The 26,636-nt window shown below is 65.1% G+C and carries 29 protein-coding genes; 16 read left to right on the forward strand and 13 right to left on the reverse strand.

Features of this window, described 5'->3' with window-relative positions; genetic code table 11:
• The first annotated feature begins 99 nt into the window (after positions 1-99).
• Positions 100-1,101 (forward strand): glycoside hydrolase family 3 N-terminal domain-containing protein, encoded by a 1,002-nt coding sequence (locus tag O6W96_RS16285; RefSeq protein ID WP_353470533.1) that lies wholly within the window; start codon positions 100-102, stop codon positions 1,099-1,101.
• 330 nt (positions 1,102-1,431) lie between these two features.
• Here O6W96_RS16285 and map read toward each other — a convergent pair whose 3' ends face one another.
• A complete protein-coding gene (gene map / locus O6W96_RS16290) occupies positions 1,432-2,205 on the reverse strand; it encodes a type I methionyl aminopeptidase (protein ID WP_353470534.1) in 774 nt (257 codons plus the stop codon).
• Between the two features lies 1 nt (position 2,206).
• A complete protein-coding gene (locus O6W96_RS16295) occupies positions 2,207-2,413 on the reverse strand; it encodes a ParD-like family protein (protein ID WP_056055789.1) in 207 nt (68 codons plus the stop codon).
• Positions 2,414-2,519: 106 nt separating this feature from the next.
• Between O6W96_RS16295 and O6W96_RS16300 the strand changes: the two genes are divergently transcribed.
• Genes O6W96_RS16300 through tatC form a run of 5 tightly spaced genes read left to right on the forward strand, consistent with a single transcriptional unit; the run spans position 2,520 to position 5,535 of the window.
• A complete protein-coding gene (locus O6W96_RS16300) occupies positions 2,520-3,242 on the forward strand; it encodes a segregation and condensation protein A (protein WP_056055791.1) in 723 nt (240 codons plus the stop codon).
• Positions 3,239-3,853 (forward strand): SMC-Scp complex subunit ScpB, encoded by a 615-nt coding sequence (scpB, locus tag O6W96_RS16305; protein ID WP_353470535.1) that lies wholly within the window; start codon positions 3,239-3,241, stop codon positions 3,851-3,853. Before O6W96_RS16300 ends, scpB begins: the two co-directional genes overlap by 4 nt.
• A gap of 35 nt (positions 3,854-3,888) precedes the next feature.
• Entirely contained in the window at positions 3,889-4,134 is a 246-nt protein-coding gene (locus O6W96_RS16310; protein ID WP_056055794.1) for a Sec-independent protein translocase subunit TatA, read from the forward strand.
• A gap of 38 nt (positions 4,135-4,172) precedes the next feature.
• The gene (gene tatB, locus O6W96_RS16315; RefSeq protein ID WP_353470536.1) at positions 4,173-4,694 is read left to right on the forward strand and encodes a Sec-independent protein translocase protein TatB; all 522 of its coding nucleotides are present in this window, start codon (positions 4,173-4,175) and stop codon (positions 4,692-4,694) included.
• 58 nt (positions 4,695-4,752) lie between these two features.
• Positions 4,753-5,535 carry a twin-arginine translocase subunit TatC gene (gene tatC, locus O6W96_RS16320; protein WP_353470537.1) on the forward strand — a complete coding sequence of 261 codons (783 nt, stop codon included), beginning with the start codon at positions 4,753-4,755 and terminating at the stop codon, positions 5,533-5,535.
• 71 nt (positions 5,536-5,606) lie between these two features.
• On the opposite strand, the gene O6W96_RS16325 is transcribed toward tatC, so the two are convergent.
• From O6W96_RS16325 to O6W96_RS16335, 3 genes are all read right to left on the reverse strand, one after another.
• Positions 5,607-5,741 carry an entericidin EcnA/B family protein gene (locus tag O6W96_RS16325; RefSeq protein WP_353470538.1) on the reverse strand — a complete coding sequence of 45 codons (135 nt, stop codon included), beginning with the start codon at positions 5,739-5,741 and terminating at the stop codon, positions 5,607-5,609.
• 330 nt (positions 5,742-6,071) lie between these two features.
• Complete coding sequence (locus tag O6W96_RS16330; protein ID WP_353470584.1) at positions 6,072-7,613, reverse strand: sensor histidine kinase; 1,542 nt, start codon at positions 7,611-7,613, stop codon at positions 6,072-6,074.
• 83 nt (positions 7,614-7,696) lie between these two features.
• Positions 7,697-7,786: a NepR family anti-sigma factor gene (locus tag O6W96_RS16335; protein WP_353470539.1), complete on the reverse strand. Its 90-nt coding sequence runs from the start codon at positions 7,784-7,786 to the stop codon at positions 7,697-7,699.
• A gap of 359 nt (positions 7,787-8,145) precedes the next feature.
• Between O6W96_RS16335 and O6W96_RS16340 the strand changes: the two genes are divergently transcribed.
• Together O6W96_RS16340 and O6W96_RS16345 are read left to right on the forward strand one after the other, a co-directional pair.
• The gene (locus O6W96_RS16340) at positions 8,146-8,949 is read left to right on the forward strand and encodes a response regulator (protein ID WP_353470540.1); all 804 of its coding nucleotides are present in this window, start codon (positions 8,146-8,148) and stop codon (positions 8,947-8,949) included.
• 315 nt (positions 8,950-9,264) lie between these two features.
• Entirely contained in the window at positions 9,265-9,918 is a 654-nt protein-coding gene (locus tag O6W96_RS16345) for a sigma-70 family RNA polymerase sigma factor (protein WP_353470541.1), read from the forward strand.
• Positions 9,919-9,952: 34 nt separating this feature from the next.
• Here the strand turns inward: O6W96_RS16345 and O6W96_RS16350 are convergent, their stop codons facing one another.
• The gene (locus O6W96_RS16350; RefSeq protein WP_353470542.1) at positions 9,953-10,108 is read right to left on the reverse strand and encodes a hypothetical protein; all 156 of its coding nucleotides are present in this window, start codon (positions 10,106-10,108) and stop codon (positions 9,953-9,955) included.
• Between the two features lie 93 nt (positions 10,109-10,201).
• On the opposite strand from O6W96_RS16350, the gene O6W96_RS16355 reads away from it, so the two are divergent.
• From O6W96_RS16355 to O6W96_RS16385, 7 genes are all read left to right on the forward strand, one after another.
• A complete protein-coding gene (locus O6W96_RS16355) occupies positions 10,202-12,886 on the forward strand; it encodes a bifunctional [glutamine synthetase] adenylyltransferase/[glutamine synthetase]-adenylyl-L-tyrosine phosphorylase (protein WP_353470543.1) in 2,685 nt (894 codons plus the stop codon).
• Positions 12,879-13,331 (forward strand): peroxiredoxin, encoded by a 453-nt coding sequence (locus O6W96_RS16360; protein WP_353470544.1) that lies wholly within the window; start codon positions 12,879-12,881, stop codon positions 13,329-13,331. The genes O6W96_RS16355 and O6W96_RS16360 overlap by 8 nt, the downstream gene beginning before the upstream one ends.
• A 270-nt stretch (positions 13,332-13,601) precedes the next feature.
• Positions 13,602-14,372: a M23 family metallopeptidase gene (locus O6W96_RS16365; protein WP_353470545.1), complete on the forward strand. Its 771-nt coding sequence runs from the start codon at positions 13,602-13,604 to the stop codon at positions 14,370-14,372.
• A gap of 183 nt (positions 14,373-14,555) precedes the next feature.
• Positions 14,556-14,894: an iron-sulfur cluster insertion protein ErpA gene (gene erpA, locus O6W96_RS16370; RefSeq protein WP_056057508.1), complete on the forward strand. Its 339-nt coding sequence runs from the start codon at positions 14,556-14,558 to the stop codon at positions 14,892-14,894.
• A gap of 7 nt (positions 14,895-14,901) precedes the next feature.
• Complete coding sequence (gene xth / locus O6W96_RS16375) at positions 14,902-15,672, forward strand: exodeoxyribonuclease III (RefSeq protein ID WP_353470546.1); 771 nt, start codon at positions 14,902-14,904, stop codon at positions 15,670-15,672.
• Positions 15,669-16,463: a transporter gene (locus tag O6W96_RS16380; protein WP_353470548.1), complete on the forward strand. Its 795-nt coding sequence runs from the start codon at positions 15,669-15,671 to the stop codon at positions 16,461-16,463. The genes xth and O6W96_RS16380 overlap by 4 nt, the downstream gene beginning before the upstream one ends.
• A gap of 12 nt (positions 16,464-16,475) precedes the next feature.
• The gene (locus O6W96_RS16385; RefSeq protein ID WP_353470549.1) at positions 16,476-16,757 is read left to right on the forward strand and encodes a hypothetical protein; all 282 of its coding nucleotides are present in this window, start codon (positions 16,476-16,478) and stop codon (positions 16,755-16,757) included.
• A gap of 145 nt (positions 16,758-16,902) precedes the next feature.
• Here the strand turns inward: O6W96_RS16385 and O6W96_RS16390 are convergent, their stop codons facing one another.
• A complete protein-coding gene (locus O6W96_RS16390) occupies positions 16,903-18,054 on the reverse strand; it encodes an N-acetyltransferase (RefSeq protein ID WP_353470550.1) in 1,152 nt (383 codons plus the stop codon).
• A 164-nt stretch (positions 18,055-18,218) separates the two neighbouring features.
• On the opposite strand from O6W96_RS16390, the gene O6W96_RS16395 reads away from it, so the two are divergent.
• Positions 18,219-19,343, forward strand: a complete 1,125-nt coding sequence (locus O6W96_RS16395) for a fatty acid desaturase family protein (protein ID WP_353470551.1) — start codon at positions 18,219-18,221, stop codon at positions 19,341-19,343.
• Between the two features lie 74 nt (positions 19,344-19,417).
• On the opposite strand, the gene lptG is transcribed toward O6W96_RS16395, so the two are convergent.
• The 6 genes from lptG to O6W96_RS16425 form a co-directional block, all read right to left on the reverse strand.
• Positions 19,418-20,518 carry an LPS export ABC transporter permease LptG gene (gene lptG / locus O6W96_RS16400; RefSeq protein ID WP_353470552.1) on the reverse strand — a complete coding sequence of 367 codons (1,101 nt, stop codon included), beginning with the start codon at positions 20,516-20,518 and terminating at the stop codon, positions 19,418-19,420.
• A complete protein-coding gene (lptF, locus tag O6W96_RS16405; RefSeq protein ID WP_353470553.1) occupies positions 20,515-21,708 on the reverse strand; it encodes an LPS export ABC transporter permease LptF in 1,194 nt (397 codons plus the stop codon). The genes lptG and lptF overlap by 4 nt, the downstream gene beginning before the upstream one ends.
• Positions 21,709-21,797: 89 nt before the next feature.
• Positions 21,798-23,693 carry an ATP-binding protein gene (locus O6W96_RS16410; RefSeq protein WP_353470585.1) on the reverse strand — a complete coding sequence of 632 codons (1,896 nt, stop codon included), beginning with the start codon at positions 23,691-23,693 and terminating at the stop codon, positions 21,798-21,800.
• Between the two features lie 256 nt (positions 23,694-23,949).
• Positions 23,950-25,212 carry a serine palmitoyltransferase gene (gene spt, locus O6W96_RS16415; RefSeq protein ID WP_353470554.1) on the reverse strand — a complete coding sequence of 421 codons (1,263 nt, stop codon included), beginning with the start codon at positions 25,210-25,212 and terminating at the stop codon, positions 23,950-23,952.
• Between the two features lie 136 nt (positions 25,213-25,348).
• Complete coding sequence (locus tag O6W96_RS16420) at positions 25,349-25,594, reverse strand: acyl carrier protein (protein ID WP_133020934.1); 246 nt, start codon at positions 25,592-25,594, stop codon at positions 25,349-25,351.
• A gap of 58 nt (positions 25,595-25,652) precedes the next feature.
• The gene (locus tag O6W96_RS16425; protein WP_353470555.1) at positions 25,653-26,552 is read right to left on the reverse strand and encodes an NAD-dependent epimerase/dehydratase family protein; all 900 of its coding nucleotides are present in this window, start codon (positions 26,550-26,552) and stop codon (positions 25,653-25,655) included.
• Positions 26,553-26,636 lie beyond the last annotated feature (84 nt).

A 26,636-nucleotide genomic window follows, 5' to 3' on the forward strand; every position in this document is an offset into this window, starting at 1 on the left:
GTTCGGGCTGAGCGAAGTCGAAGCGGCTTCCGATACGCAGGCCCTTCGACTTCGCTCAGTGCGAACGGTAAGGGGGGGCTTTCGGTTTAGGACCCAGTCATGAAGCCCGTCATCTTCGGCCTGTCCGGCCCCGTCCTCACCCCCGCCGAACGCGCGTTCTTCGCCGAGTGCGAACCCGCCGGCTACATCCTGTTCAAGCGCAACATCGTCGATCGCCACCAAGTCCGTGCGCTGACGGACTCACTCCGCGCGCTGGCCGGACGCGACGACCTCGCGATCCTGATCGACCAGGAGGGCGGCCGCGTCGCGCGAATGGGACCACCCGAATGGCCGACATTCCCCGCTGGTCCGGTATTCGACGCAGCCTACGAACACGCGCCGATGACCGCGATACAGGCGGCACGTGCCAACGCGCAGGCGCTAGGCGTGATGCTCAGCGAGGTCGGGATCACCGTCGACTGCCTGCCGCTGCTCGACGTGTCGCAGCCGGATACCACCGAAGCCGTCGCCTCACGGACGTTCGGCGCCGACCCCATGCGCGTCGCAGCCCTCGGCCGCGCAACGCTCGAAGGGCTGGCGGAAGGTGGCGTGGTCGGTGTCGTCAAGCACATGCCCGGCCACGGTCGCGCCAAGGTCGACACGCACCACCACCTCCCGACCGTCACCGCGACCGACGCCGACCTCGAGGTCGACCTCGAACCCTTCCGCACGCTCAACCAGGCGCCGATGGGCATGACCTCTCACATCGTCTTCGACGCCTGGGACGCTGATCGCCCCGCGACGCTCTCGCCGATCTTGATCGACGAGATCATCCGTCGACGGATCGGCTTCGACGGCCTCCTGATGACCGACGACATCGACATGAAGGCGCTGTCCGGCACCGCTGGCGACAAGGCGGCGGGTGCGATCGCCGCTGGGTGCGATCTGGTGCTCGATTGCTGGGCGCGGATGGACGAGATGGTCGAGATCGCCGGGCGGCTGGGGGAAATCTCCGAGGCGTCGCGTGCCAGGCTCGATCGGGCGATGGCGTCGGTCGGGGCTGGCAAGGGCGACTTCGAGGAACTGATCGCAACGCGGGACGCGTTGTTGGCGCGCGCCTAGGCCGGTTTGGCACCCGTAGCGCGCCTTCTTAGCGCCCCCCCCCGGCGGAGGCCGGGGTCCAATTGGAGAGGTCGCGGTAACGGAGCGCGATCCTCAGTTACCACCGTCCCCCAATTGGGCCCCGGCCTCCGCCGGGGGGGGGAACGGTTGGCGGTGAGCACACTTCCGTTCATCCTGAGTAGCTGCTGAGCTTGTCGAAGCGGCATATCGAAGGACAGGTTGGCACGCGGAACCTGTGCTTCGATACACGCCTTCGATACGGCTCTGCGAGCCTACTCAGTCGCTACTCAGCACGAACGGAATGAAGTTGAACGGTCGCGAACTCCGCGATCATCCCCACCCCCGAGCCCGCTCATCCCCGCGCAACGTCAGCACCTCGACCCCGCCGCGCGTCACCGCCACCGTATGCTCGAACTGCGAAGAGAGCTTGCCGTCGCCGGTCACCACCGTCCAGCCGTCATCCTCGGTCGAGACCTTGCGCGTTCCCTGGTTGATCATCGGCTCGATCGTGAACACCATCCCCTCGCGCAGTGTCATGCCGGTCCCCGCGCGCCCGAAATTGAGCACCTGCGGCTCCTCGTGCATCTCGCGGCCGATGCCGTGCCCGCAATAGTCGCGCACGACCGCATAGCCGTGCGTCTTCGCATGCCGCTCGATCGCGAAGCCGATATCGCCGAGATGCGCGCCCGCCCGGACCTGCCGGATACCCTGCCACATCGCCTCCTGCGCGATCCGCACGAGGCGCTTCGCAGCGGGCGGAACGGTGCCCACCATATACGTCTTGCTAGAATCGGCGATGAAGCCGTTCTTCTCCAGCGTGATGTCCAGATTGACGATGTCGCCGTCGCGGATGACATCGCGAACGTTCGGTACGCCGTGGCAGACGACGTGGTTGATCGAGCTGTTCAGGACATATTCGAAGTCATATTGTCCCTTGCTCGCGGGCCGAGCGGCGAGGTCGTCGGTGATGTAGCGGTCGACCATGTCGTTGACCTGCAACGTCGACAGCCCCGCCAGATCCTGCACGTCGAGCATCTCGAACACCGACGCCAGCAACGCGCCCGACACGCGCATCAGCGCCAGTTCGGCCGGCGTCTTCACCATCTCAGGCTGCCGTTTTGTCGGCGACGCGGACCGAGGCCGCGGCGAGTTGCGCGGTGACGATATCGTTGAACGATAGCGTCGGGTTGGCCTCGGCGAGCATGCCGATCTTCATCCAGAACTCGGCCTGAGCGTTGATCGACCGGCACAGCACCTGGCTCGCCCGCCGCGCATCCTCGTGCAGCGCGTCGTCGATCTTCACGATACCCATTCAAGCCTCCCATTCACTCCGGCCATATGAAGCGTATATGGTTCATATGGTCGTGCGTCAAACGTGAAGGGTGGATGCTCGGCAGCGCGCGCTGTAGCGTTCGGCGATGGACGATGCGCAACTGACCCTGGATCTCGATGGATGGGAGGGACCGCTCGATCTGCTGCTCTCGCTTGCGCGCGGACAGAAGGTGGACTTGCGAAAAATTTCGATCCTCGCGCTGGTCGAGCAGTATCTGGCGTACGTCGACTCCGCGCGCGCGCTGAAGCTCGAACTCGCCGCCGACTATCTCGTGATGGCGGCATGGCTCGCCTATCTGAAATCGGCGCTGCTCCTGCCCCGCGACCCACTCGCCGAGCCCGATCCGGAAGAACTCGCGCTGCGGCTGCAACTGCGGCTCGAACGGCTGAGTGCGATGCGCGAGGCCGGTGCGCGGCTGATGGCGCGCGACCGGACCGGCCGCGACGTGTTCCTGCGCGGCGCTCCCGAAGGGCTGCGGACGGTGCGCAAGGCCGCATGGCAGGCCGAGATCTTCGACCTGATCGCCGCGTACGGTCGCATTTCCGCGCGGACTCGGCCAGTGATGCACGTTGTCGCCGACCGCGAGGTGATGACGCTGGAGGCGGCGCTCGAGCGCGTATCGATGCTGGTCGGCGAACGGATCGACTGGAGCGTGATCGAAAGCTTCCTTCCCGAAGCGGGCGAGCGTCTCCGGCGGTCGGCGCTGGCGTCGAGCTTCGTCGCAGCGCTCGAACTCGCACGGCAGGGGAAGATCGAACTGCGCCAGGCGTCACCCTTCGCGCCGCTGTATCTGAGAGCCCGCGCGTGACCCCGCCCGACGACTTCACGCGCGCCGTCGAGGCGGTTCTGTTCGCGGCGGAGACTCCGCTGACGCTCGACGCGATTCGCGCGCACGTCGGCACCGGCGACGTGCGCGCCGCACTCGACCAGCTGACCACCGACTATGCCGGCCGCGGCATCGCGATAGTCCGACGCGGCGAGCGCTGGCAGTTCCAGACGGCACCGGACATGGCGCACATGCTCCGCCGCGACCGCGAGGAACCGCGCAAGCTCAGCCGCGCGGGGATCGAGACGCTGGCGATCATCGCCTACCACGAGCCCGTCACCCGTGCGGAAATCGAGGCGATTCGCGGCGTTCAGATATCGAAGGGGACGCTCGACGTCCTGATGGAAGCGGGCTGGGTGAAGCCGGCCGGGCGACGCGAAGTTCCGGGACGCCCGCTGATGTTCGCGACTACCCCCACATTCCTCGTCCATTTCGGCCTTCAGAGCCGCCGCGACCTGCCTGGAATCGACGATCTGCGCGCCGCCGGGCTGCTCGATCCGGTCGATCTTGCCTTCGATCGGCTCGAAGATGGCGAAGAACGTGAGGAGGATGGCGCGGAGGATGGTGAGATCGCTGGCAAAGCGGCAGGATGAGGCTTAGATAGGGTTCAGTTTTCAGGAGAAGTGCCATGGGCGGTTTTAGCCCGATCCACCTGCTCGTACTCGCGGTCGTCGCGATCCTTCTGCTCGGCGGTGGCCGATTCTCGAACCTGATGGGCGACGTCGCCAAGGGCGTGAAGAACTTCAAGAAGGGCATGTCCGAGAACGACGACGAGACACCAGCCAAGCCATCGGCACGCATCGAAGCGCAGAAGACTGCCGATCCCGCGTTCGATCGCGACGGCAATCGCGTCCGCGACGACCGTCCTGCCTGAAGCCGGCAGAGTTGACGACCCTAGATAGGCGCGGCTGAATGTTCGATATCGCGCCCTCCGAGTTTCTGCTCGTGGCCTTCGTCGCGCTCGTCGTGATCGGTCCGAAGGACCTGCCCAAGGCGATGCGCGTGGTCGGCTATTGGGTCGGCAAGGCGCGCGGCGTCGCGCGGCAGTTCCGCTCGGGCTTCGATTCGATGGTCCGAGAGGCCGAACTCGAAGAAATGGAAAAGCGCTGGGCGTCGGAGAACGAACGCATCATGCGCGAGCATCCGCAGACCGACATGGCATCGACCGATACCGCGCAGGTCGTGCATTCCCCGGAAACGGAGGAGCACCGCCGCGATTACCGGTCCGTCGATCATACCGACGAGCCGGTGATGGTCGAGAAGCCAGTCGTGGCTGCTGCTCCAGCGCACGGTTCGCCAGTACCGTCCGAGCAAGAACACGCCCCGGTTGCGGATCGTGGTCCGGACCTGTTCGACGGACCGCTGGATACGCCGGCCCCTACGGGACCCCATCCTGACGACAAGACCGGCAAGTCCGACGTGGCGTCATCATGAACGCAACGGGCATGAGCGCAGCGGCCGTGGCTACCATTCATAACGCCGAAAGCCAGACATGAGCGAGATCGACGAAAGCCGGGCGCCGTTGCTCGACCATCTGATCGAGCTGCGGCGACGGCTGCTCTACTGTATCGCCGCGCTGGTCGTGACGTTCGCTGTGGCGATGTATTTCGCCGAGAACATCTTTGGCTTCCTCGTTCACCCGCTGCTCGCAGCAGGCCAGAACAAGGTCATCTATACCGAGATCTTCGAGGCGTTCTTCGTCCAGATCAAGGTGGCGTTCTTCGCCGCGATGATGCTGTCGTTCCCCGTGATCGCGAACCAGGTGTGGCAGTTCGTCGCGCCGGGCCTGTACAAGAAGGAACGCGGCGCGCTGTTGCCGTTCATCCTCGCCACGCCGGTCCTGTTCCTGACGGGTGCCGCGATGGCCTATTACGTCGCGATCCCGATGGCGTTGCACTTCCTGCTCGGTTTCGACGGGATGGTCGGTGGCATCCACCGTGAGGCGCTGCCGGCGATCGGCAACTACCTCTCGTTCACGATGCAGTTCCTGTTCGGGTTCGGCATCTCGTTCCTGCTGCCGGTCCTGCTGATGCTGCTGGAGCGTGCTGGGATCGTCACGCGCAAGCAGTTGATCGGTGCGCGGCGCTACGCGATCGTCGCGGCGTTCGCGATTGCTGCCGTACTGACGCCGCCCGACATCGGATCTCAGCTGCTGCTCGCGATCCCGCTGGTAATTCTGTACGAACTCGCGCTGATCGGGATCTGGTTTACGGAGCGCAGCCGGGCGAAAGCCGCGGCGGTGGAGGGCGACTCCACCGATATCGTCGAAAGCTGATCCGGCCGATACGAAAACGGGGCCCGGTGCATGTGCACCCGGCCCCGTTCCCTTATCAAAAGCGTGAAAGCTTACTTGGCGCCGTCTGCGGTCTTCGCGACGGTCTTGCCTGCCGATGCGACATCCTTGCCCGCACCTTCGACCGTGTTGCATGCCGAAACCATCAGTGCGCCTGCGACGACGACCAGTCCAACCAACTTACGCATGATACTTCCTCCAAGAGGGCTTGAATGCCACCGGGGGTGAACCGCTCGACCCCGTATTCGTTCCGATGTCGAACCGAAAGATGAGCGGATTGTGCGGCTTAACGCTCACGGACGTACGAACAATAAAGGCCCGGCAACATCACCGGGGGGGGAGGGTGATGCTGCCGGGCCTGTGTTCTGGATAGCGAGAGCGGGGGGGCATAAATTCGCTATCCGAAGAGTAGAACGGCGATGACCGTCGTCGGTTCCAAACTTTCTCGCACAACTCTATTAAAAATCCGCGTTTGATTTGAATTGGTTAACTTTAGCGAAACAAATGTCGCGACTTCGTTAGTCGCGACCGGTGATGGCAACGGCGATCTCGTAGGCACCCACCAGCGGATCATGGTGGAGCGGCGATCGTAGCTGGCGTGACAGGCCTTCCATCACGCGCCCATAACGCGAGGCGGCCTCGCGCAGGGCATCGCTTTCGACCAACGCCCGCGACACGACTCGCAGCAAGGCACGGTCGGGTTTGTCGGCAAGCTTGTCGGCCGGCTTTACGACGATCCGGATCTGCGCGGCGGGATCGCAGGTCATCGCGAGTTCGATCGTCTCGGTAACCAGAAACGCTATGGCGACCGCGACGTCCTGGTTCACCAGATAGGGATCGACGTCGAGCGTGATGCCCAGGCCATGCGAACGATCCGAGGCGGTCGCGCGGATGTTGGCGGAGAGTTCGCCGATCATCGTCCGCAGGTTGAGGCCGCGGTTCTCCTCGAGTTCGGCGAAATGGTTGCGGTGCACCACGGCCAGCGCATCGACGCGGCGCTGGATCGACGAATAGGCGGCGGTGGCGTCGGCGCTGGGTGCGCTGCGGGCGTGAAAGTTGATCAGGCTCGAGATTACCTGGAGGTTGTTCTTCACACGGTGGTGGACTTCGCGCGTGAGCTTGGTTTGACGGACCAGTCCTTCGGCAAGACCCGCTTCGTGTAGCGCCACCGTTCGGCTGATCGCCTGGAACGTCTCACCCAGTTCGCGGATCTCCTGCGCGGGCAGCGTATGGACGGTGCCGAAATCAAGTTCTTCGCCCGGTGTGAAGGCGGCAACGGCACCGCGCAGGCGGCGCAGGGGGCGGATCAGCAAGCGGTCGACGACGAACCATGCGATGCTGGCGGCTGCGATCCACATCAGCACCGGAAGCAGCATCGCGACGATCAGCGACGATGTCACGGGCGCGCTGCGGATGCTGGTGCGCAACGCGAGACCGGCCACGCCGAGTTCGGTCCGCATCGTCTCCATGCGGTCGAGCGGGCGTTCGTCCGCGATCGTTTCCAGGAGCAACGAATCCTGGTCCAGGACGATTGCGCTGCTGAACGCGGATGCGCGGGTCGATGGCCGCCCGATCTTCTCAAGGAACGGTCGCGGAAAATATGCGCGTGCGGACGTATCGCCGCCGGGACCGGAGATTGCGAGCAACAGGCCGTTCTCGGGAACGATCGCGGCGGCGATCGGCATGTCGTCCTGCCGCAGCGTCACCGGATTGGGCAGCGGGACGCCGCACAGGACGTTGCCTTTTCGATCGGTGATGATGAAGCGGGTGCCAGCCGAGGATTGTTGGGCGAACACGCCTTGCGCACGCGCGCAACTCGGCGCGTCGGCGGGATCGGTGCCGAGCGCGTTTACCGCGACCCGCAACGCGGTCATGTCGCCGACCAGCTCGATGGCGATCGCACGCGCGCTTTCATTGGCGGTTACCCTCAGTCGAGCCCGTGCCTCCGAGTCTGCGAGGCGGGTGGTCTGCAACGTCGCGAACACCGCGATCAGCGCCAACGGAAGGAGCGCAGCGCTGAGGATGAGGAATAGCTTGGCACCGGTCGGCAAGCGACCCATCGCCGAGACGAAACGGCGTTCGGCCACAGATTCTGCCTGTTGTGTAAGGATCGGGTCGGGTGGCGAGGCCATGCGGCCCGCCGTCAGTCTAGCTTGCCGAGGAGTTCGAGCAGATCGTCGGGAACAGCCTCGTCGACGGTTTTCTGATAAACCGAGCGCAATGCGGAACCCATTTGTTGATCCTTGTTTTGGACCTTCGCGGGCTTCGTGGCAGGCACTGTGTTCTCCGTGTCGTGGCCCAAACTCAAAACTTCCCCCTGCACGACGCAAACTAGTCAGATAACGATGAGTGTGGCTGACCCCTCGGGCATCACGCTACACACTCGCGGTAAGATGCTCGTGAAACCAAATAGCATCTCGATTGTTCCACGTTCGACCGAAAAATCAGCATTGTCGTGTCATTCCGTTCTCACGCCCTGCTCAGGGCATTCGGAGCGGGCGGCGCGACAGCATTTTCGACCGATGCCATTGCAATGATGCGAGCCGCCCGACACATGAGGGGCCGCATAGGATCAGGGAGTAATCGTTACCCATGTCTTTAGGACAGCAACTCGCACCGCACCTTCCCTTTTTGCGGCGCTATGGCCGGGCCCTGACCGGCAGCCAGATGCATGGCGACAAGTATGTGCGTGCAACGCTCGAGGCGATCGTCGCCGCACCGGAAGAGTTCCCGCGCGACGTCGATCCCCGTCTCGGGTTGTACCGCATGTTCCAGGCGATCTGGAACTCGGCGAACTTCGACGAGGTCGGGGACGAGGGTTTCGGCGAAGCCGAAGGGCATGAGGCGGTTGCACGGGCACGTCTGGCCCGGATGACCCCGCTGTCGCGTCAGGCATTGCTGCTGACCGCGATGGAAGGGTTCACTCCCGAGGACGCTGCGTACCTGATCGAAGTCGATGCAAGCGAAGTCGACGATCTGGTCGCCGATGCGCTGTCGGAAATCGAGAACCAGACCCGCGCGAAGGTCCTGATCATCGAGGACGAACCGATCATCGCGATGGATATCGAGACGATCGTGCGCGATCTTGGCCACGACGTCACTGGCGTTGCGGTCACCCGCGACGAGGCCGTCGCGTTGGCGATGGAAACACGGCCGGGTCTCGTGCTGGCGGACATCCAGCTGGCCGACGACAGTTCGGGTATCGACGCGGTGAAGGACATCTTGGCCGAGTTCGACGTCCCGGTGATTTTCATCACCGCCTTCCCGGAACGTCTGCTGACCGGCGAACGTCCCGAGCCAACCTTCCTGATCACCAAGCCCTTCCAGCGTTCCACCGTGAAGGCGGCGATCAGCCAGGCTTTGTTCTTCGACCAGGCGACTGTTCCAACCGCGTGATCACCGTCTGATCGTTGCGCGTATCGGGTCCGTTTTTGCCAGACGGTTACGGACCCAAAACGGTTCTCGAGGGTTTATGGAATATGGCTGACCCAAACGAACCGATCCATATCGAGACCGATGACGCGCGGGCGGGATCCACGCCGCACATGACCCGATACATACTGGCGGTCTCGTTGGTATTGGTGATCGTAATCTTCGGATTTCTCGTTCTGCGCTAATCTGAATTGCGTGTAGGTTACTGGCAATGCTGGTAACCTGCGCCTATGTCTGTCGTTCCGCTCGGCAGTTTCTATCGGGATTGATCGGATTACTATGACCCAGCCTGCGCCGCGTGCAGACGCCGATGATGAGATCGACGACGTCGTCGTACCGGTCGAACACGTTTCGCTATCGGATGCTGAGTTCAAGGTTCAGCTCGCCCAGGTGATCCCGCATCTGCGCGCCTTTGGGCGTTCGCTGTCGGGGAGCCGCGATCTTGCCGATGATCTGGTACAGGAAACGCTGTTGAAGGCGTGGGCTGCCCGCCTGCGTTTCCAGGCGGGCACGAACATGCGGGCATGGACCTTTATCATCCTGCGCAATCTCTATCTGTCGCAGATGCGTCGTGCACGCTTCAAGGGCGAATGGGACGATCTGGTCGCGGATCGCATCCTCGCAGCACCGGCGAGCCAGGATCGGCACGTCGAACTGGGTGACATGCAGCGTGCGTTGATGCATTTGCCGCAACCGCAGCGTGAGGCGTTGATCCTCGTCGGTGCAGGCGGGTTTGCGTATGAGGAAGCAGCGGAAATCTGCAACGTGGCGGTCGGTACGATCAAGAGCCGCGTGGCGCGCGGTCGCGTTGCTCTGGAAACGATCCTGACCGATGGCTCGCTGCCGTCGCGTCGTGATCATGAAACCGATACCAGCAAGACCGCGCTCGATTCGATCATGGGCGACGTTGAAGAACTCAGCCGGGGGCGTTGACCTCGGGTACGAGGCTTATTGTCGGCGGGTTAGGTCAATGCCGAACCCGGTCGATCTGGTGCAACATCGCCATCATATCATCCGGCAGATACCGCGGCTCATCGAACGCGCCGCGTAGCGCGTATTCGATCACATCGGCCGTGCGAGGTCCGCGGACGGTCTGCCTCCCGTTCTCATCGGCATGGATCATATTCAGCGCATAGTTCATGCGGGCTAGAACGGTCGATTGCGCGTTTCGTTGCTGCCCATGTCAAGAACGTGTTGCCTTCTATAGTAGGCGGGCATGCACGATATCAAATCTGAACACGCGATAAACGATGCGCTGGACCGGGCACGTCTTTGGTCTCCGTTTCTCGGACTGATCCTTGATCGCGAGCCGCTCATCGCCCGGTCTCTTGCGGAAGGGCGACTCGATCTCGTTGCCTCCAGCGCAACCCCTGACATGCCGGTCGCCAAGCGGCTGAGGCTGGAACGGCGGGCGATGGCGCTGAACGTCGCGATCGGCGATCTCGCGGGCGTGCTCGATCTGACCGCGGTGACGGGCGCGCTGACGCGGTTTGCCGACCACGCGCTCGACACCGCGATCCGCGCCGCGATCGAGGAACGGACACCCGGTGCGGATCCGCTCGGGTTCACCGCGATCGCGTTGGGCAAGCAAGGCAGCGGAGAACTCAATTACTCCTCGGACATTGATCCGATCCTGTTGTTCGACCCCGCGACGCTGCCACGCAAACCGCGCGAGGAGCCCGAGCAGGCGGCAGTGCGGATCGGCAAGCGCGTCGTCGAACTGCTCCAGGCGCGGGATGGCGACGGTTATGTCCTGCGGGTCGACCTGCGGTTGCGGCCCTCGCCGGAGATCACGCCGATCGTCCTGCCGGTCGAGGCGGCGATCGGCTATTACGAGGCGCAGGCGCTGCCATGGGAGCGCGCCGCGTTCATTCGCGCGCGGGCGGCGGCGGGCGACATCGTGCTCGGCCAGCGGTTTCTTGACGCAATCCGGCCGTTCGTCTGGCGGCGGGCGCTCGACTTCGGTGCGATCGGCGAGATCCGCGGCATTTCCGCGCGGATCCGCGATCACCATTCGCAGGGCCAAGCGTTCGGTCCCGGTTATGACCTCAAGCGCGGTAGGGGCGGGATACGCGAGGCCGAGTTCTTCGCGCAGATCCATCAGCTGATCCATGGGGGGCGCGATCCGCGCGTCCGTGCGCCAGCCACCCGCGATGCCCTCGCACGATTGGCCGAGGCGGGCTGGATCGGCACCGACGAATCGCAGGCCCTGATCGACGGCTACACGTTGCTGCGGACGATCGAGCACCGGGTACAGATGATCGACGATCGCCAGACCCATGCGCTGCCGACCGGGGATGCGCTCGACCGCGTCGCCAAGCTGCATGGGCTGGAGGATGCGGGTGCGCTGCTGGCGGTGCTCGCACCGCGGGTGGCGGCGACCGGGCGGATCTACGATGCGCTCGACGATACGGTGCGTCCCGCCTTCTCGCACGATGCGGTGACGCTGGAGCAGGATCTCGCCGCCGCCGGGTTCGACGAGCCCGAGCCGGCGCGCCGCCGGATCGAGGCATGGCGGGGCGGGGCGTATCCGGCGTTGCGTAGCCCAGCCGCGCGCGACGCACTGGAGGCGGTGCTCCCGACCCTCGTCACCGCGTTCGCGACCGCGCCGGTGCCGCAAGCGGCGCTGCTGCGGCTCGATGCGCTGCTCGAGCGCCTGCCGAGCGCGATCAACATCTTCCGCCTGCTGGAGGCGCGGCCGGGGTTGGCGACGTTGCTGGCGGCGATCCTCAGCCATGCGCCGACGCTTGCCGACGATCTCGGACGGCGACCCAATCTGCTCGACGGTCTGATCGACGCCACCGCGTTCGAGCCGGTCGGCGATATCCCGGCGTTGGAGGCGGCAATGCGCGCGGGCGAGGTCGGCAGCGATTATCAGGCGCGGCTTGACCATGTCCGCCGGGTAGTCGGCGAACTGCGCTTCGCCCTCGGTGCGCAGATCGTCGCGGGCGCCTCCGATCCGCTGCAGGTGGCCGCAGGGTATGCGCGGGTCGCAGAAGCGGCGATCGGCGTACTCGCAGGCGCGACGATCGAAGAATTCTCCAGGGCGCACGGTGTGGTGCCTGAGAGCGAACTCGTCATTCTCGCGCTCGGGCGGATGGGGGGGGCGATGCTCACGCATGCCTCTGACCTCGACCTGATCTACCTATTCACCGGTGACTTCGCGGCGGAATCGGACGGCGCGAAGCCCCTCGGCGCCACGCTTTACTACAACCGTCTCGCGCAGCGCGTGACGGCGGCGCTGTCGGTCGCGACCGCGGCGGGCCCGCTCTACCAGATCGACACGCGGTTGCGGCCGTCGGGCGGGCAGGGACCGCTGGTCGTCACCCTCGACAGTTTCGCTCGGTATCAGCGCGAAGATGCGTGGACGTGGGAGCACATGGCGCTCACCCGTGCGCGCCCCGTGTTCGGCTCGTCGGGCGCGCGGGCCGCGGTGGCGGAAATCGTTCGCGGCGTGCTCGAAGGCGACCGCCCGACCCGCGACGTGGTCGCGGAGGCGCGGTCGATGCGCGCGGATATGGCGGCGCACAAGCCACCCAAGGGGCCGCTCGATGCCAAGCTCCTGCCCGGTGGTCTCGTCGATCTCGAGTTCGCGGTCCACGTCGTCCAGTTGGTCAATCGCAGCGGGTTCGACCCCAATCTCGGCACCGCGATAGATCGGCTGGCGACTAAAGGCCTCGTCCCGCCGACGTTGCGCGCCGCGCATGACGTGCTGACCCGGCTGCTGGTCACACTTCGCCTCGTCGCACCCGATGCCGTGCCGCCGGGGCCCGCGACGGAAGAGCTGATCGCGCGTGCGATCGGCGTGGCGGACTGGCCAGCGGTGGTTGCCACGCTCGCATCGACGCGGCAGGACGTACGCCAATTCTGGGCACAGGTGACGGGAGAGCAGGATGGATGAAGGGTCGAAGATTCCCGACGTGACGGTCACGATCGATAACGCAGTCGTGCCGCTGGCGAGCCTGGGTGCACCGCTCGTGGTGTATTTCTATCCGAAGGACGACACGTCGGGCTGCACCACCGAGGCGAAGGATTTTTCCACGCTAGCCGACGCGTTCGAGACTGCTGGCGCAAAGGTCGTCGGCATCTCGAAGGACACGCCCGCCTCGCACGCGAAATTCACCGCCAAGCATGCGCTTACCGTGCAACTCGCGAGCGATGTCGACGGTGTCGCCTGCGAGGCGTTCGGCGTCTGGGTCGAGAAGGCGATGTACGGCAAAAAGTACATGGGGATCGAGCGCGCGACCTTCCTGTTCGGCGCCGACGGCAGCCGCGTGAAGACGTGGCGCAAGGTTCGCGTTCCGGGTCATGCGGAGGCTGTGCTGACCGCCGTCAGGGCACTCTGAACTGCCTTCTATAAGCGCTGGAGATTCGCCGCTATTCTTACGGCGCTCTGCGGCGTTCTGCGATCGTTCCCTGCGCCGCACCGATGAATCCATCAACTCGCCGTATCAGTCTGCCGCTCCGCCGCGCGAACCGGCGCGTGCTATTGCCCGCTGCGCCGGTATCCGGCCTAACCCAGACCGTCTGGTGCGCGGAGGGGCTGCGAGTCAGGACAGAGTTTCGGAGCCGTCCGCCCGGGGGCGAACGGCCCTGTATTTTTGTGTCGGGGACCAATGGTCGAATTTACCGCAGCAGCCATCGCGACGCGCCTCAAGGTCGTGTCCGTGGCGTCTAAATCGTTCACGCTTCGCCGGCTGGCGATCTTCGCTTCCGTCATGAGCTTCGTAGCATTCGGCGCGGCTGCCGAGGCTCAGGTCGTTGCAGCCAAGGTCGTGCACCACGTCGCTGCTACCGGTGGTCCGATGATCGCTGCCAACGCCGAGGAAGCCACCGCCGATCTCCGTGCCGACGCGCAGTTCCGCACCTTGTTCCAGACCTGGAAAAAGCTCGACGCGACGCAGCAGGGCGTCATCGCGATCCCGTCGGTCCAACCGGTCCACTCGCTTTCGTTCACCAGCAATTTCGGCATCCGCTCCGATCCGTTCCGCGGCACCGCGGCGATGCATGCCGGCGTTGATATCCCCGGCCCGATCGGCACGCCGATCTACGCCACCGCCGACGGCATCATCGCGCATGCCGGTCGCCAGGGCGGCTATGGCAACATGGTCGAGATCAGCCACGGCAAGGGCATCGCCACCCGTTACGGCCATCTCTCGAAAATCCTCGTCGCCGACAACGCCCGCGTCACCCGCGGGCAATTGATCGCGCTGATGGGCTCAACCGGCCGTTCGACCGGCTCGCATCTTCATTATGAAGTCCGCATCGATGGCCACGCGGTCAACCCGGTGCCGTTCCTGACCACCGCCGATTACCTCCTGGCGGCACAGGACCGCTCGGTAAACGCGATCCCGGTTTCGACCGGCGGCCCCGCCGCACAGGACTAATACGGACGCAGGCGTAACCTCTAATATAGGCCAAACCCCGTCATCCCGGCGAACGCCGGGACCTCGACCCACGGGGACGGACGATCAGTATGCAACTCGGCTAACGTCAGGTCAGGGGCGAGCAGGTCGGACGCCGCAAACCGCAAGGTTGCCGCCGGTTCCCCAACCTCCTATCTCCAGACCATGGCAACGCTGGTTCAAGACATCATCCTTACCCCCTCCGCTGCGGCACGCGTCGCGGCGATCGCCGTCAAGCAGGGGAAGCCGGCGATCCTGCGCCTCTCGGTCGACGGCGGCGGCTGTTCCGGGTTCCAGTACAAGTTCGGGTTCGCCGACTCGGTCGAGTCCGACGACGTGATCGCCGAGCATGATGGCGTTAAGCTCGTCGTCGACAGCGTCAGCATCGACCTCGTCCGCGGCTGCGCGGTCGATTACGTCGAGTCGCTCGCCGGCGCCGCGTTCAAGGTCGAGAACCCTAATGCCGCGTCGGGTTGCGGCTGCGGCTCCAGCTTCTCCGTCTGACACCGCCATGAAAATCGTCACGTACAACGTCAATGGCATCAAGGCGCGGTTGCCGCGACTGATCGAATATCTCGTCGAGGCGCAGCCCGACATCGTCTGCCTCCAGGAACTCAAGTCGAGCGACGACACTTTCCCGATCGCCGATATCGAGGCGGTCGGCTACGGCGCGGTCTGGCATGGTCAGAAGGCCTGGAATGGCGTCGCGATCCTCGCGAAAAGCAGCACGCCGGTCGTACGCCAGCGCGGTCTCGACGGCGAACCCGAGGACGAGCACAGCCGCTATATCGAGGCGGAAGTCGACGGCGTGATCGTTGCCGCACTGTACCTTCCCAACGGCAACCCGCAGCCCGGCCCCAAATTCGACTATAAACTCCGCTGGATGGACCGCCTCGCCGACCGCGCACGCGTCCTGCTGGCCGAGGAAAAGCCGGCAATCCTGGCGGGCGACTACAACGTCATCGCCAACGACGACGACACCTTCTCGGTCCGCGCGATGCAGGACGACGCGCTGATGCAGCCCGAAAGCCGCGAGCATTACCGGGCGCTCGTCGCACAGGGCTGGACCGACGCGATGCGCACGCAGTTCCCCAAGGGCGGCGTCTGGACGTTCTGGGACTACCAGGCCGGCGCATGGCAGCGCGACGCCGGGTTCCGGATCGATCACCTGCTGCTCAGCCCGCAGGCCGCCGACCGGATGATCGATGCCGGCGTCGACAAGGCGTATCGCGGTCGTGAAAAGGCCAGCGATCACGCCCCGACCTGGGTCCGGTTGCGATGAAGGCGCTATCGGTCGCGCTGCTGTCGTTCGCGGCATTGTATGCGACCAGCGCCAGCGCGCAGGACCGCGAATATTGCCCCGAACGGCCGGGGCTCGACACGCCCGCCTGCACGATCGCACCCGGCAAGATTTCGGTCGAGACATCGATCGCGGACTGGACGCGCGACGATCAACCCGGTTCGCGCGAGGACAACATCCTGTTCGGCGACACGCTGGTCCGCGTCGGTGTGAGCGACACGATCGAGGCGCGGATCGGCTGGACACCGTTCGGACATGACCGGAATCGCGATGCGATGGGCGTGGATTCGGTCAACGGGGTTGGCGACTTGTCGCTCGGAATGAAGGCGAACCTGCTCAATCCGGATGGCTCGGGGATATCGGTATCGGTGCTGCCGTTCGTGACGCTGCCGGTCGGGCGGTCGTCGATCGGTGCAGGTGACTGGGGCGCGGGGTTTCTCGTGCCGCTGACCTACGAACTGTCGGACACGCTCTCGCTAGACCTGACGCCGGAAATCGATGCGGCGGTCGATCAGGACGGCAATGGGCGGCATCTGGCTTACAGCTCGACCGCGGGCTTGGCGTTCAAGGTCGCGAAGGACTTCACGCTCACCGGCGAAGTGCAGGCGTTGCGCGACAACGATCCCGATCAGCATGCGACACAGGCGCTCGCCGCGCTGTCGCTGGCATGGATGGCGAACGACGATCTCCAGTTCGACATCCTCGGCGCGGCGGGGCTGAACCACGACACCCCCGATGCGCGAATGTATGCCGGGATATCGCGGCGGTTCTAGATGCTGGCCGGCTTGCTGTTGTTGCAAGCGGTAGCCGGGCCGCTGCTTCCACCGGAACTGCGCAAACGCGCCGCGCGAGCACCGATGCTGTGTCCGGTGCAGACCGATCCCGACGGTGAGATCGTCGTCTGCGCGCGACCGACTGAGCAGCGGCTTGCCAAGCTTCCCGAGCCGGCCCAGCCACCGCCCTTCGATCCGCTGTCGTTCCGCCTGCCCGGGGTGGTACGGGTAACGTCCACGCGATCCGCACGCAGCTACCTGGCGCGAGCGGGCAGGGGGCCGCGGTCACGCTGAGATCCCGTTCGGCAAGGGCAAGCGGGAGTAGATCCGCGCGCCCTGCGTCATCCTGACGAAAGTCAGGACCCAGGGTTCAGAATGCTGGTCCGCTGGCTCTGGGTCCTGACTTTCGTCAGGATGACGGAAGGTAAGGGGCCGCGCCTTACAGCGTCCGCTCGTACACCTGATACACCTTGTTCACCCGGCTCTCGATCGTCTCGGCGATCGACCGCATCCCCTGGTTGTCGTCGAGGATCCAGCCGATCTCGGCCCGGCTCGCACCATAATTCGCGACCGACGCACGGCGGATATACTCGATCATCATGAAGGCCAGCTGGCTCGCCATCCGCGACGCCTGCAACTCCTTCACCACCCCCATCAGCGGTACGCGCACCGTCCGCACCTTGGGTTTGCGCAGCCACCACAACAGCTTGACCCAACCGAACGGAAGCAGGCTTCCGTTGAGCGGCTTGATCGCCTCGTTGAGATCGGGAAGCGTGATCATGAACGCGACCGGCTTGCCGTCCAGTTCGGCGATCCGGATCAGGTCGTTGAAGACGATCGGCTTCAGCTTCACGCCGACGTCCTTGATCTCGGGCGGGGTCAGCGGCACGAAGCCCCAATTGTCCTTCCACGCATCGTTGAGGATCGACAGGATGATCGCCGCCTCGTCCTCGAACCTGGTCTTGTCGACATTGCGGACGGTGATCCGCGCGTTCTTCTCGCCGGACTTGATGATGCGCTGCACGATCGGCGGGAACTGCTTGGTGACGTCGACCTCATAGGTCATCAGCTGCTTGATCGGGCGATACTGCGCCCATTCGATCCAGCCGCGATATTCGCGCTTGGCATGGCCCATCATGATCGTCGGCGGATGATCATAGCCATCGATCAGCAGACCGGGCTCTTCCCAGATCGACATGCTGATCGGTCCCAGCGCGCGCGTCATGCCTTGTTCGCGCAGCCAATCCTCGGCGCGCGCGAGCAGCGCCTGGAAGATGTCCTGCCGCTCCGCTTCCATCACACCCCATTGACCGACGCCGGGCCCGAAACCCTGCTCGGGCGGCATCGTCAACGCCAGCGTATCGATATGCGCGGAGATGCGCCCGACCACCCGGCCGTCTTCCTCGGCGAGGAACAACTGTGCCTTGGCATGACTGAACCAACCGTTCTTCTCCGGCGTGATCAGCCCCAGCGCTTCCGACTTCAACGGTGGCACCCAGTTGGGATCGTCGGCATAGAGACGGAACGGCAGATCGATGAAGATCTTGCGATCCTTCTTGGTCTCGACCGGTCGGATGATCAGCTTGGCCATGTCTCGTTCCCAAATACGCAGTCGCGCGTGTCTACCCAGCGCAGCGGATAAAGGCGAGCGACACCTGCGTCATCGCAACGCGCTGTCAGAGTGATCGGGTTTCCTCCGGCACGACGGCGCCGCGCAACCTGTAAATGCCACGCTACCGCCACTATCTTCGGGCAATGGACATGCCCATGGATACCTCGCTCAGCCTCGCTCGCGGCACGGCCGCTCCAGCTTCCGCCCCTGCCGGTGCGCCGCGCGCGGGTAGCGGGATCGAGCGCGTCGCCGACGACAAGGCAATGCTGCGGGCGGCTGCGGATCTGACGCGCGATTTGGTGAAGCCGCGTCCGGCAATCTACTGGGCCGACCTGATCGCATCGATGGTGGTCGGTTATGGTGCGCTTGCCGTCGCGGCAACGTCGACGTCGACGCCGGTGGTGATCGTGGCCGGCATCGTGGCGATGCTCGGCCTCTATCGTGGTTTGAGTTTCATTCACGAAGTCAGCCACATGAAGCACGCCTCCGTGCCGAACTTCTGGCTCGGCTGGAACGTGCTGGTCGGCGTACCGCTGCTCACGCCGTCGTTCATGTACGAGGGCGTTCACAATCTTCATCATGCCAAGACGCGCTACGGCACGGTCGAGGATCCCGAATATCTGCCGCTCGCGCTGATGAAGCCTTGGACGCTGCCGCTGTTCATCGTCGTGTCGGCGCTCGCACCGATCGCGCTGCTGATCCGGTTCGCGATCCTGTCGCCGATCTCGATGCTGTCGCCGAAGCTGCGGACGATGATCGTCGAGCGCTACTCGGCGCTGGCGATCAACCCGCAGTTCCGCCGTCGCGCGCCCGAAGGCGATGCGAAGGTCTATTGGGATCGTCTCGAGATCGCGGCAAGCCTGTGGGCGATCACGCTGATCGCGATCACGGCGACCGGGCTGCTGCCGCTGCGTGCGTTCGTCACGATCTTCGCCGTCGCATCGGCGTTCGCGGTGCTCAATCAGGTCCGCACGCTGGTCGCGCATCTGTGGGAGAATGACGGCGAGCCAATGACGGTAACGGCGCAGTATCTCGATACGGTCAACGTCCCGCCGCCGGCGCTGCTGCCCGCACTCTGGGCGCCGGTCGGCCTGCGCTATCATGCGCTGCATCACCTGTTGCCGGGATTGCCCTATCACGCGCTCGGTGAGGCACATCGCCGCATCACGGCCGAACTGGATGCGCTGTCGCCGTATCACAAGGCGAGCTATCCGGGACTGCCGGGTTTGGTGAGCAAGATCGCCCGCAGCACGATGGTCCGCCGCTGACCAAAGCTTGTTTCCCGGCGAAGGCGGGGGCCCAGACTGGGCTCCCGTCTTCGTAGAAGAACAAAGCCTTCGGTTTATTCCTCCGACCGTATCAGCACCGCTTCGCCGATCAGGAAGAACAGCAGGAACGGCGCCCACGCTGCCAGAAACGGCGGGTAGGCACCGAGATTACCCATCGCCAGCGCGAAGTTATCCGCGACGAAGAACGCGAACCCCAGCCCCATGCCGATCACGGCACGCACGAACAGCTTGCCCGAGCGCGCGATGCCGAAGGCCGCGACGGCGCCCAGCAGCGGCATCAGCACCGACGACAGCGGCCCCGACAGCTTGTGCCACAACGATCCCTCCAGCGCCTTGACCGGCCGCCCCGCATCGGACAGGTCGCCGATCGCAGCCTTCAGCGCGCCGAAAGACAGTCCATCCGCATCGACGCTCGCCAGCGTGAACTGGTCAGGCCGCACGTCCTTGGCGATCACCACCGCGCCGAGATTGGTCACCGAACCCCGCGCGACGTCGAACCGCGTCGCCGGCCCGATTTGCCAGCCGCCACCTGGGGCATGCTTGCCGTGGTCGGCGCGCAGGATCGCGACGAGGTTGCCGCCCGTGCGATCGTACAAGGTTATCCCGCCCAGCCGGGTCGCATCGCCGCGCCCGCGGATCTGATTGACCTCGATCAGGTCATCGCCATCGCGCACCCAAACGTTCGCGCGGTCGCCGCGATCGATCGGCAATGGGCCGTAATTGACCTTCTGCCATTGGTTCAGCGTCGCGGTCGACCGTGCCACGACCCGGTCGTTGAACGCGAAGCTGATCACCGCCACGCCCAGGCTCGCTACCAATAGCGGCGCAAGCACTTGGTGCGCCGACAGCCCCGAACCCTTGAGTGCGACGATCTCGCTGTTCTGGTTCATCGTGATCAGCGTCAGGATCGTCCCCAGCAGCACCGAGAAGGGCAGGAACCGCGACACGATCTGCGGTACGCGCAACGCGACATATTGCCAGACCTGTGCATCGCCATTGCCGGGATAGGCGAGGATGTCGCCGGAGTTGCTCAGCAGGTCGAGCGCCTGGAGCACCAGCACGAGCGCGGCGAGCACCGCGAACGTCCGCACCAGGAACATCCGGCCCATGTAGATCGCGACCGTCCGCGACGGGAAGAAGCTGACGAGGTTCATGCGGCTTTGCTCTTACGGAAGCCCGGGATACGCTTGGTGATCGCCTTGAACGTCTTCGAGAAGACGCGTTCGAGCGCACCGATCGGTTGCCCGCCAGGGACATAGGCGATCGTGTAGTACATCCACAGGATCAGCCCGGCGAAGATCGTGAACGGCACCCACAGCGCGATGATCGGATCGATCCGCCCGAGTTCGCCGACGTCCGCCGCATACTGGTTCACCTTGTGATAGGTGACGATCATCACGATCGACAGGAACACGCCGAGCGCGGACGAGGATCGTTTGGGCGGGACCCCGAGTGCAAGCGCGAGCAGCGGCAACAGGAACATCGTCGCGACTTCGGCAAGGCGGAAGTGGAACTCCGATCGGCTGCCGTCACGCTGCTCCAGCGTCTTGCCACGCTGACCCTGCTTGGCGAGTTCGGGCAGCGTATATTCGAGGTTACGGCCTCCGCGGACGCGGAAGCTCTCGAACTTGGGCAGGTTGATCGGCAGATCGTGGCTGGTGAAGGTCAGCACGCGCGGCGTCTTGAACTCGGGCCGGTTGTGGACGAGCGTCCCGTTGGCGAGGCGGAAGATGATGACGTTGGGATCGTCGGTCGCGAGGAACTTGCCCTTCTCCGCGGTGACCCCCAGCCAGTCGCCATTCTGGCTCGACGCGTGGACGAAGATCCCGGACAGCTCGCGGCCCTTGTCCTTGCTCTCCTCGATCCGCAGCGTCATCCGCGTACCGAGATTGGTGAACTCACCAACCTTGATCGATGCACCAAGCGCGCCGGTGCGCAGCTCGAACCGCAGGCCTTCGTAATAATAGCGGGCGATCGGCTGGACATAGCCGACGATCGCCAGGTTCAGCAGCGCCAACGCGATCGTGTACATGTACGGCACGCGCAACAGGCGATTGTAGCTCATGCCGACACCCCGCAGCACGTCCAGCTCGGACGACGTCGACAGCCGCCGGAACGCGAGCAGGATGCCGAGCATCAACCCGATCGGAATGCCCAAGCCCAGATATTCGGGCAGCAGGTTGGCGAGCATCCGCCACACGACGCTGATCGGGCCACCTTGCGTCGCGACGAAATTGAACAGCCCGAGCATGCGATCGAGCACGAACAGCATGACGGCGATCAGCAACGTCGAAAAGAGCGGCACCGCGATCAGCCGGGCCATGTAGCGGTCGATGGATTTCATGCGCGGGTTTGGCTCGGTATGCTGGGTAGCGCGGGTATAGGGATGCGCAGGCTGGGCGTCATCCTCAATCGCAACACGTCAGGGAACGATCATTCCGCGGCGATCCGGTCGCCCGCGGTCCTGCGATCGACGGCCATTGCCGTTATGATGGCGCGCTCCAACCCATTGAGCGTGAACGGCTTACGCAATACCTCGTGCTCGCCGAACTGCGCACCGTTCACTTCGCCGGCAAACCCTGTGACGAACAGTACCGCGACGTGCGGATACAGCGGCGATAGAGCGGCGATCATCTCGGGACCGGTCTGCCGCGGCATCAATACGTCGGAAATGATCAGGCCGATCCCGGGGTTCGCGGCGAGCAACGCGGGGGCGGCCAGCGGATCGTCGCACGCGATCGGACGATGGCCGATTTCCTCCAGCGCGCCGGTGGTCGCCGCCAACACCCGCGGATCGTCCTCCACCACCAGGATCTGCAACGTCTGGGGCAGGGACGCTGCAATCGGTTCGGCCGTAGCGATCGGGGTGCTCGTCAGGGGGAGGGCGACCAGCTCGGCGGCGCGCGGGAAATAGAGCGTGACGGTCGTCCCTTCGCCTGGTGCGGAGACGATGCCGACTTCGCCGCGCAGTTGCTGGACCAGCGCGAAGATCTGGCTCAGCCCGAGCCCGGTGCCCTTGCCGACCTCCTTGGTGGTGAAGAACGGTTCGAACACGCGCTCGGCGACGTCGGGCGCCATCCCGCAGCCATCGTCGCCAACCGTGATCGTGACGTAGTCGCCCGCCGCGCATCGCCCGACCTGCTCTGCCGCCAATGTCGTCGTGCCGGTAGCAACGGTCAGCGTGCCGCGCCCGTTCATCGCGTCACGCGCGTTGACCGCCAGGTTCAGCACCGCGTTCTCCAGCTGGACGCGATCGGCGCGGACGCATCCACCCGCGGCATCGTCGCGGACGATGACGGTGATCGCATCGCCCAGCGTGCGGTCGAGCAGGTCCGACATCCCGGCGACCAGCGCGGCGGCGTCGATCGTCTCGGCCTTCAACGAATCCTCGCGGCTGAAGGCGAGCAGCCGGCGGGTCAGTGCCGCCGCCCGGTTTGCACCCTCCGTTGCACTGTCGATATGCCGACGGACGCTGGCCGGATCGCTCGCGAGATTGCGGCGCGCGAGTTCCAGACCGCCCAGCACCACCGCCAGCATGTTGTTGAAGTCGTGTGCGATCCCGCCGGTCAGCTGGCCTACCGCCTCCATCTTCTGGATCTGGCGCAGCTTCGCTTCCTGCACGCGCAGTTCGGCGGTGGCGGTCGCGACCGCGGTGGTCAGCTCGTCGGCGCGCTCGCGTTCCAGCTCGGCATCGGCCAGCGCGGTCGCCCGCTCGCCGACCGCGCGGATCGTGAACCAGCCGAGCAGGATCGCACCCAGCACGATCAGCACGCCGAAGATGGCCAGCACCCCCGCGACCCAGCTCGACCGCTCGACCGACCCCAAGGCTGTCGCCGTCCGGTCGTCGAGCAACGCGCGCTCGCCGGCGATCAACGTGTCGAGCGTCGTGTTGATCTCGATGAGCGTCGGCGCCTTTCGCCCCTGGTAATAGCGCGCGATCGCCTGGCCGTTCTTGCCGTAGCGCGTATTGAGCGCCGTCAGCGACAATTCGCGCCCGCGCGCGTCATAGGCGGCACGAAGCCGGTCGACGCGCGGCTGTTGCTCGGGATTGTCGTTGGTGATCTGGTCGAGCCGGTCGATCTGCGTCCCCGCGAGCAGCCATTCGTCGAAATAGAGCTGCCCGAGCTGCTTGTCGCCGCTGATCACGTAGCGCCCGAGCGACGCTTCCGACCGCGCGATCGTCCCCGATAGCGTGCGCGCGAGGATCATCACGTCGTAGCTGTGCGCCTGCAACGCCAGCGCGCGATCCCGCTGGCGGTTGGCGTTGCCGAGCGTCACGATCAGCGCGACCAGCACCGCCGCACCGAGCAGGCCCATCGCCACCAGCATGGCTATGCGCCATCTCGCCCCGCCCCCCTGGGCCGCAGTCTCGACCTCGTCTTGCGTCACGAGCGGCATCCTAACGCGTCGTTGCCCACACGCAATGATTTCGATTTTCGGGGAGGCTGCCCTTCCGATCCTCCCCCGCCAGGGGGAGGTGGCACCGAAGGTGACGGAGGGGGAGGGCAAGGAACAGGGGTTGTTCCTTACCTCCCCCTCCGCCTGGCAAGTGCCAGCCACCCCCCTAGCGGGAGAGGGTCGAGGGTCAGCCGATCACGCCGACGGCGCGGCCAGCGGTCTCGAACATGCCGAGGATCGTCGTGATCTGCTCGTCGGTATGCTCCGCGCACAGCGAGCACCGCAGCAGGAACGTCCCGGCGGGCGTTGCCGGCGGCCGCGCCATGTTGACGTACAGCCCACCCTCGAGCAGCGACTGCCAGATCGCGATCGCCTGTTCCTGGTCGGTCAGGATCACCGCGATGATCGCCGAGTCGGACGTCTCGGTGCCGAGCTTGAAGCCCATCGCCTTCAGCCCGCCGTGCAGCCTGCGCGCGTTCTTCCAGAGCTGCGCGCGCTTGTCGTGCGCGGTCATCAGCTTGCGGATCGAGGTCGCGGCGGTGGCGACCACCGACGGCGGCAGCGAGGCGGTGAAGATGTACGGGCGGCAGGCGAACCGCACCATCTCGAACTTCGGATGGTTCGACACGACGAACCCGCCGACCGTGCCGACCGACTTCGAGAAGGTGCCGACGACGAAATCGACCTCGTCGGTCAGGCCCATCTCCTCGTACACGCCGCGGCCATTGGGGCCGAAGAAGCCCATCGAATGCGCCTCGTCGACCAGCACCATGCAGCCATGCTTCTTCGCGACCGCGACCATCTCCTTCAGCGGGGCGATGTCGCCGAGCATCGAATAGACGCCTTCGAGCACCACCAGCTTGCCGGCCTCCTTCGGCAGGCGGCCGAGCCGCTTGTCGAGATCGTTCACGTCGTTGTGGCGGAATCGGACGATCTCGGCGTTGCCCTGCTTGCAGCCGTCGTAGATCGACGCGTGGCTGTCGGCGTCGAGGATGACGTATTCGCCCTTGCCGGCGAGCGTCGAGATGATCCCGAGGTTCGCCATGTATCCGGTCGAGAACACGATCGCGCCGGTCATGTCGTAGAATTCGCGCAGCGCCTGTTCGACGTCGATGTGGTTATGGAACGTGCCGTTGAGCATCCGGCTGCCGTTGGTACCCGACCCGAACGCGTCGAGCGCGTCCTTGCCCGCCTGGATGACGTCGGGGTCGAATGTCATGCCCATGTAGTTGTAGGTGCCGAGCAGGATCGTGTCCTTGCCGCGGATCACCGCCTGCGTCGGGCCCTTCACCTCGTCCATCACGATCGCGAACGGATTGCGCACGCCACTGGCAATCAGCGCCTCGCGTTCGGCGATCAGCGCGTCGAATTTCGACATGAGGTCGCGTTCGGGGGCGACCTCCGGAGCGTCGATGGGGAGGGCGTGGGCGGTGGTGGCGGCTTCGGTCATTCTATCGATTCCACAGGTTGGAATGTATTCCGGTCTCCCCCCACCCCGTTCGCCCTGAGCGAAGTCGAAGGGTGGCCCCTGGGGCGCGGCTTCGACTGCGCTCAGCCCGAACGGGGGGGCGGGGCCTTGGGCTTGCTCAGGCGGCCTTCAACTTCGCAACCGCATCGACCAGTTGGCCGACCGTCTCGATCTCGGCCTGCATGTTCATCGTGATGATGATGTCGAATTCGTCCTCGATCGCGGCGACGAAATCCATGACGGTCAGGCTATCCCACTCCAGGTCGCCCTGGAACGTCGTCGCATCGGTCAGCGGGGCGTTCTTTTTGTTGAACGGCTCGATCTGCGCGGTGACGGTGTCGTAGATCTGCTGGCGGTCGCTCATCGTAATCCTTCCGAGTGTCGGCGCAGTCCTGACAGGGAATTGCGGCGGCTTTTCGGCGCTATAGCAGCCCGGCGGCGCGATACCACGCCGCGGTTTGCGCGAGCGCTTGGCGGGTCGGGACCGACGGCGTCCACAGCGCGGGCGGCGGCGGCTTGTGCGAGACCCAATCAGGGTGGCAGAAATAGCTCACCCGGTCGCGCGTCAACTTGGCCTTGCGGCGCCGGACGAGGCGGTCCGCGGCGGACGCGAGCTTCAGGAGCGCGCGGGGTGTGGAGAACACCTTGACCGGCTTGCCCACGGCCACGCCGATCGCCCGCGCGAAGTCTCCATTGTCCCAGCCGTTCGGCACCCCGTCGTCGGGCTCCATGATCGACGGTGCATCGGCGGTCTCGGCGAGCGCGAGCAACAGCGCGGTCAGGTCTTCGACGTACAGCAGCGAGACGCGCGTGCCGGCCGGCGGCATTGGGATGTAGCCGGACCGTGCCGCCTTGAAGACGTCGAGCAGTTCATGGTCGCGCGGGCCGAAGATCGCGGGCGGACGGACGATCGTCCAGTCCAGCCCCGACGTCTGCACACGCGTCTCCGCCTCGGCCTTCGACCAGCCATAGTTCGATAGCGTCGGCTCGCGCGCGGCAAGCGAAGAGACGTGGACGAAGCGGCGGATGCCCGCGTGCTTCGTCGCCTGGAGGATGCCTTCGGTTCCGGCGACGTTACCCTCGGCAAAGCCCGCACGGTTGGCCGCGTTGACGACACCGGCGACGTGGATCACCACATCCGCGCCCTCGACCAGCGTCGCGAGGCTCTTAGGCCGATCAAGCGCGCCTTCGATCCAGGTCACACCGATGCGCTTGGCCTGCGGCTTCCGCGCGAGTGCACGGACAGTGTGCCCGGTCTCGAGCGCGTGATCGATCAGGTGGCTGCCGACGAACCCGGTGCCGCCGGTGATGGCCAGGATCATGAGCCCATTCCCCAGACAGAAGCTTGTTCACCCGCGAAGGCGGGTGCCCAGACTGGACACCCGCCTTCGCGGGTGAACAATGCT

Origin of the sequence: Sphingomonas faeni (assembly GCF_040407495.1) — a bacterium.
Classification (GTDB): Bacteria; Pseudomonadota; Alphaproteobacteria; order Sphingomonadales; family Sphingomonadaceae; genus Sphingomonas; species Sphingomonas faeni_D.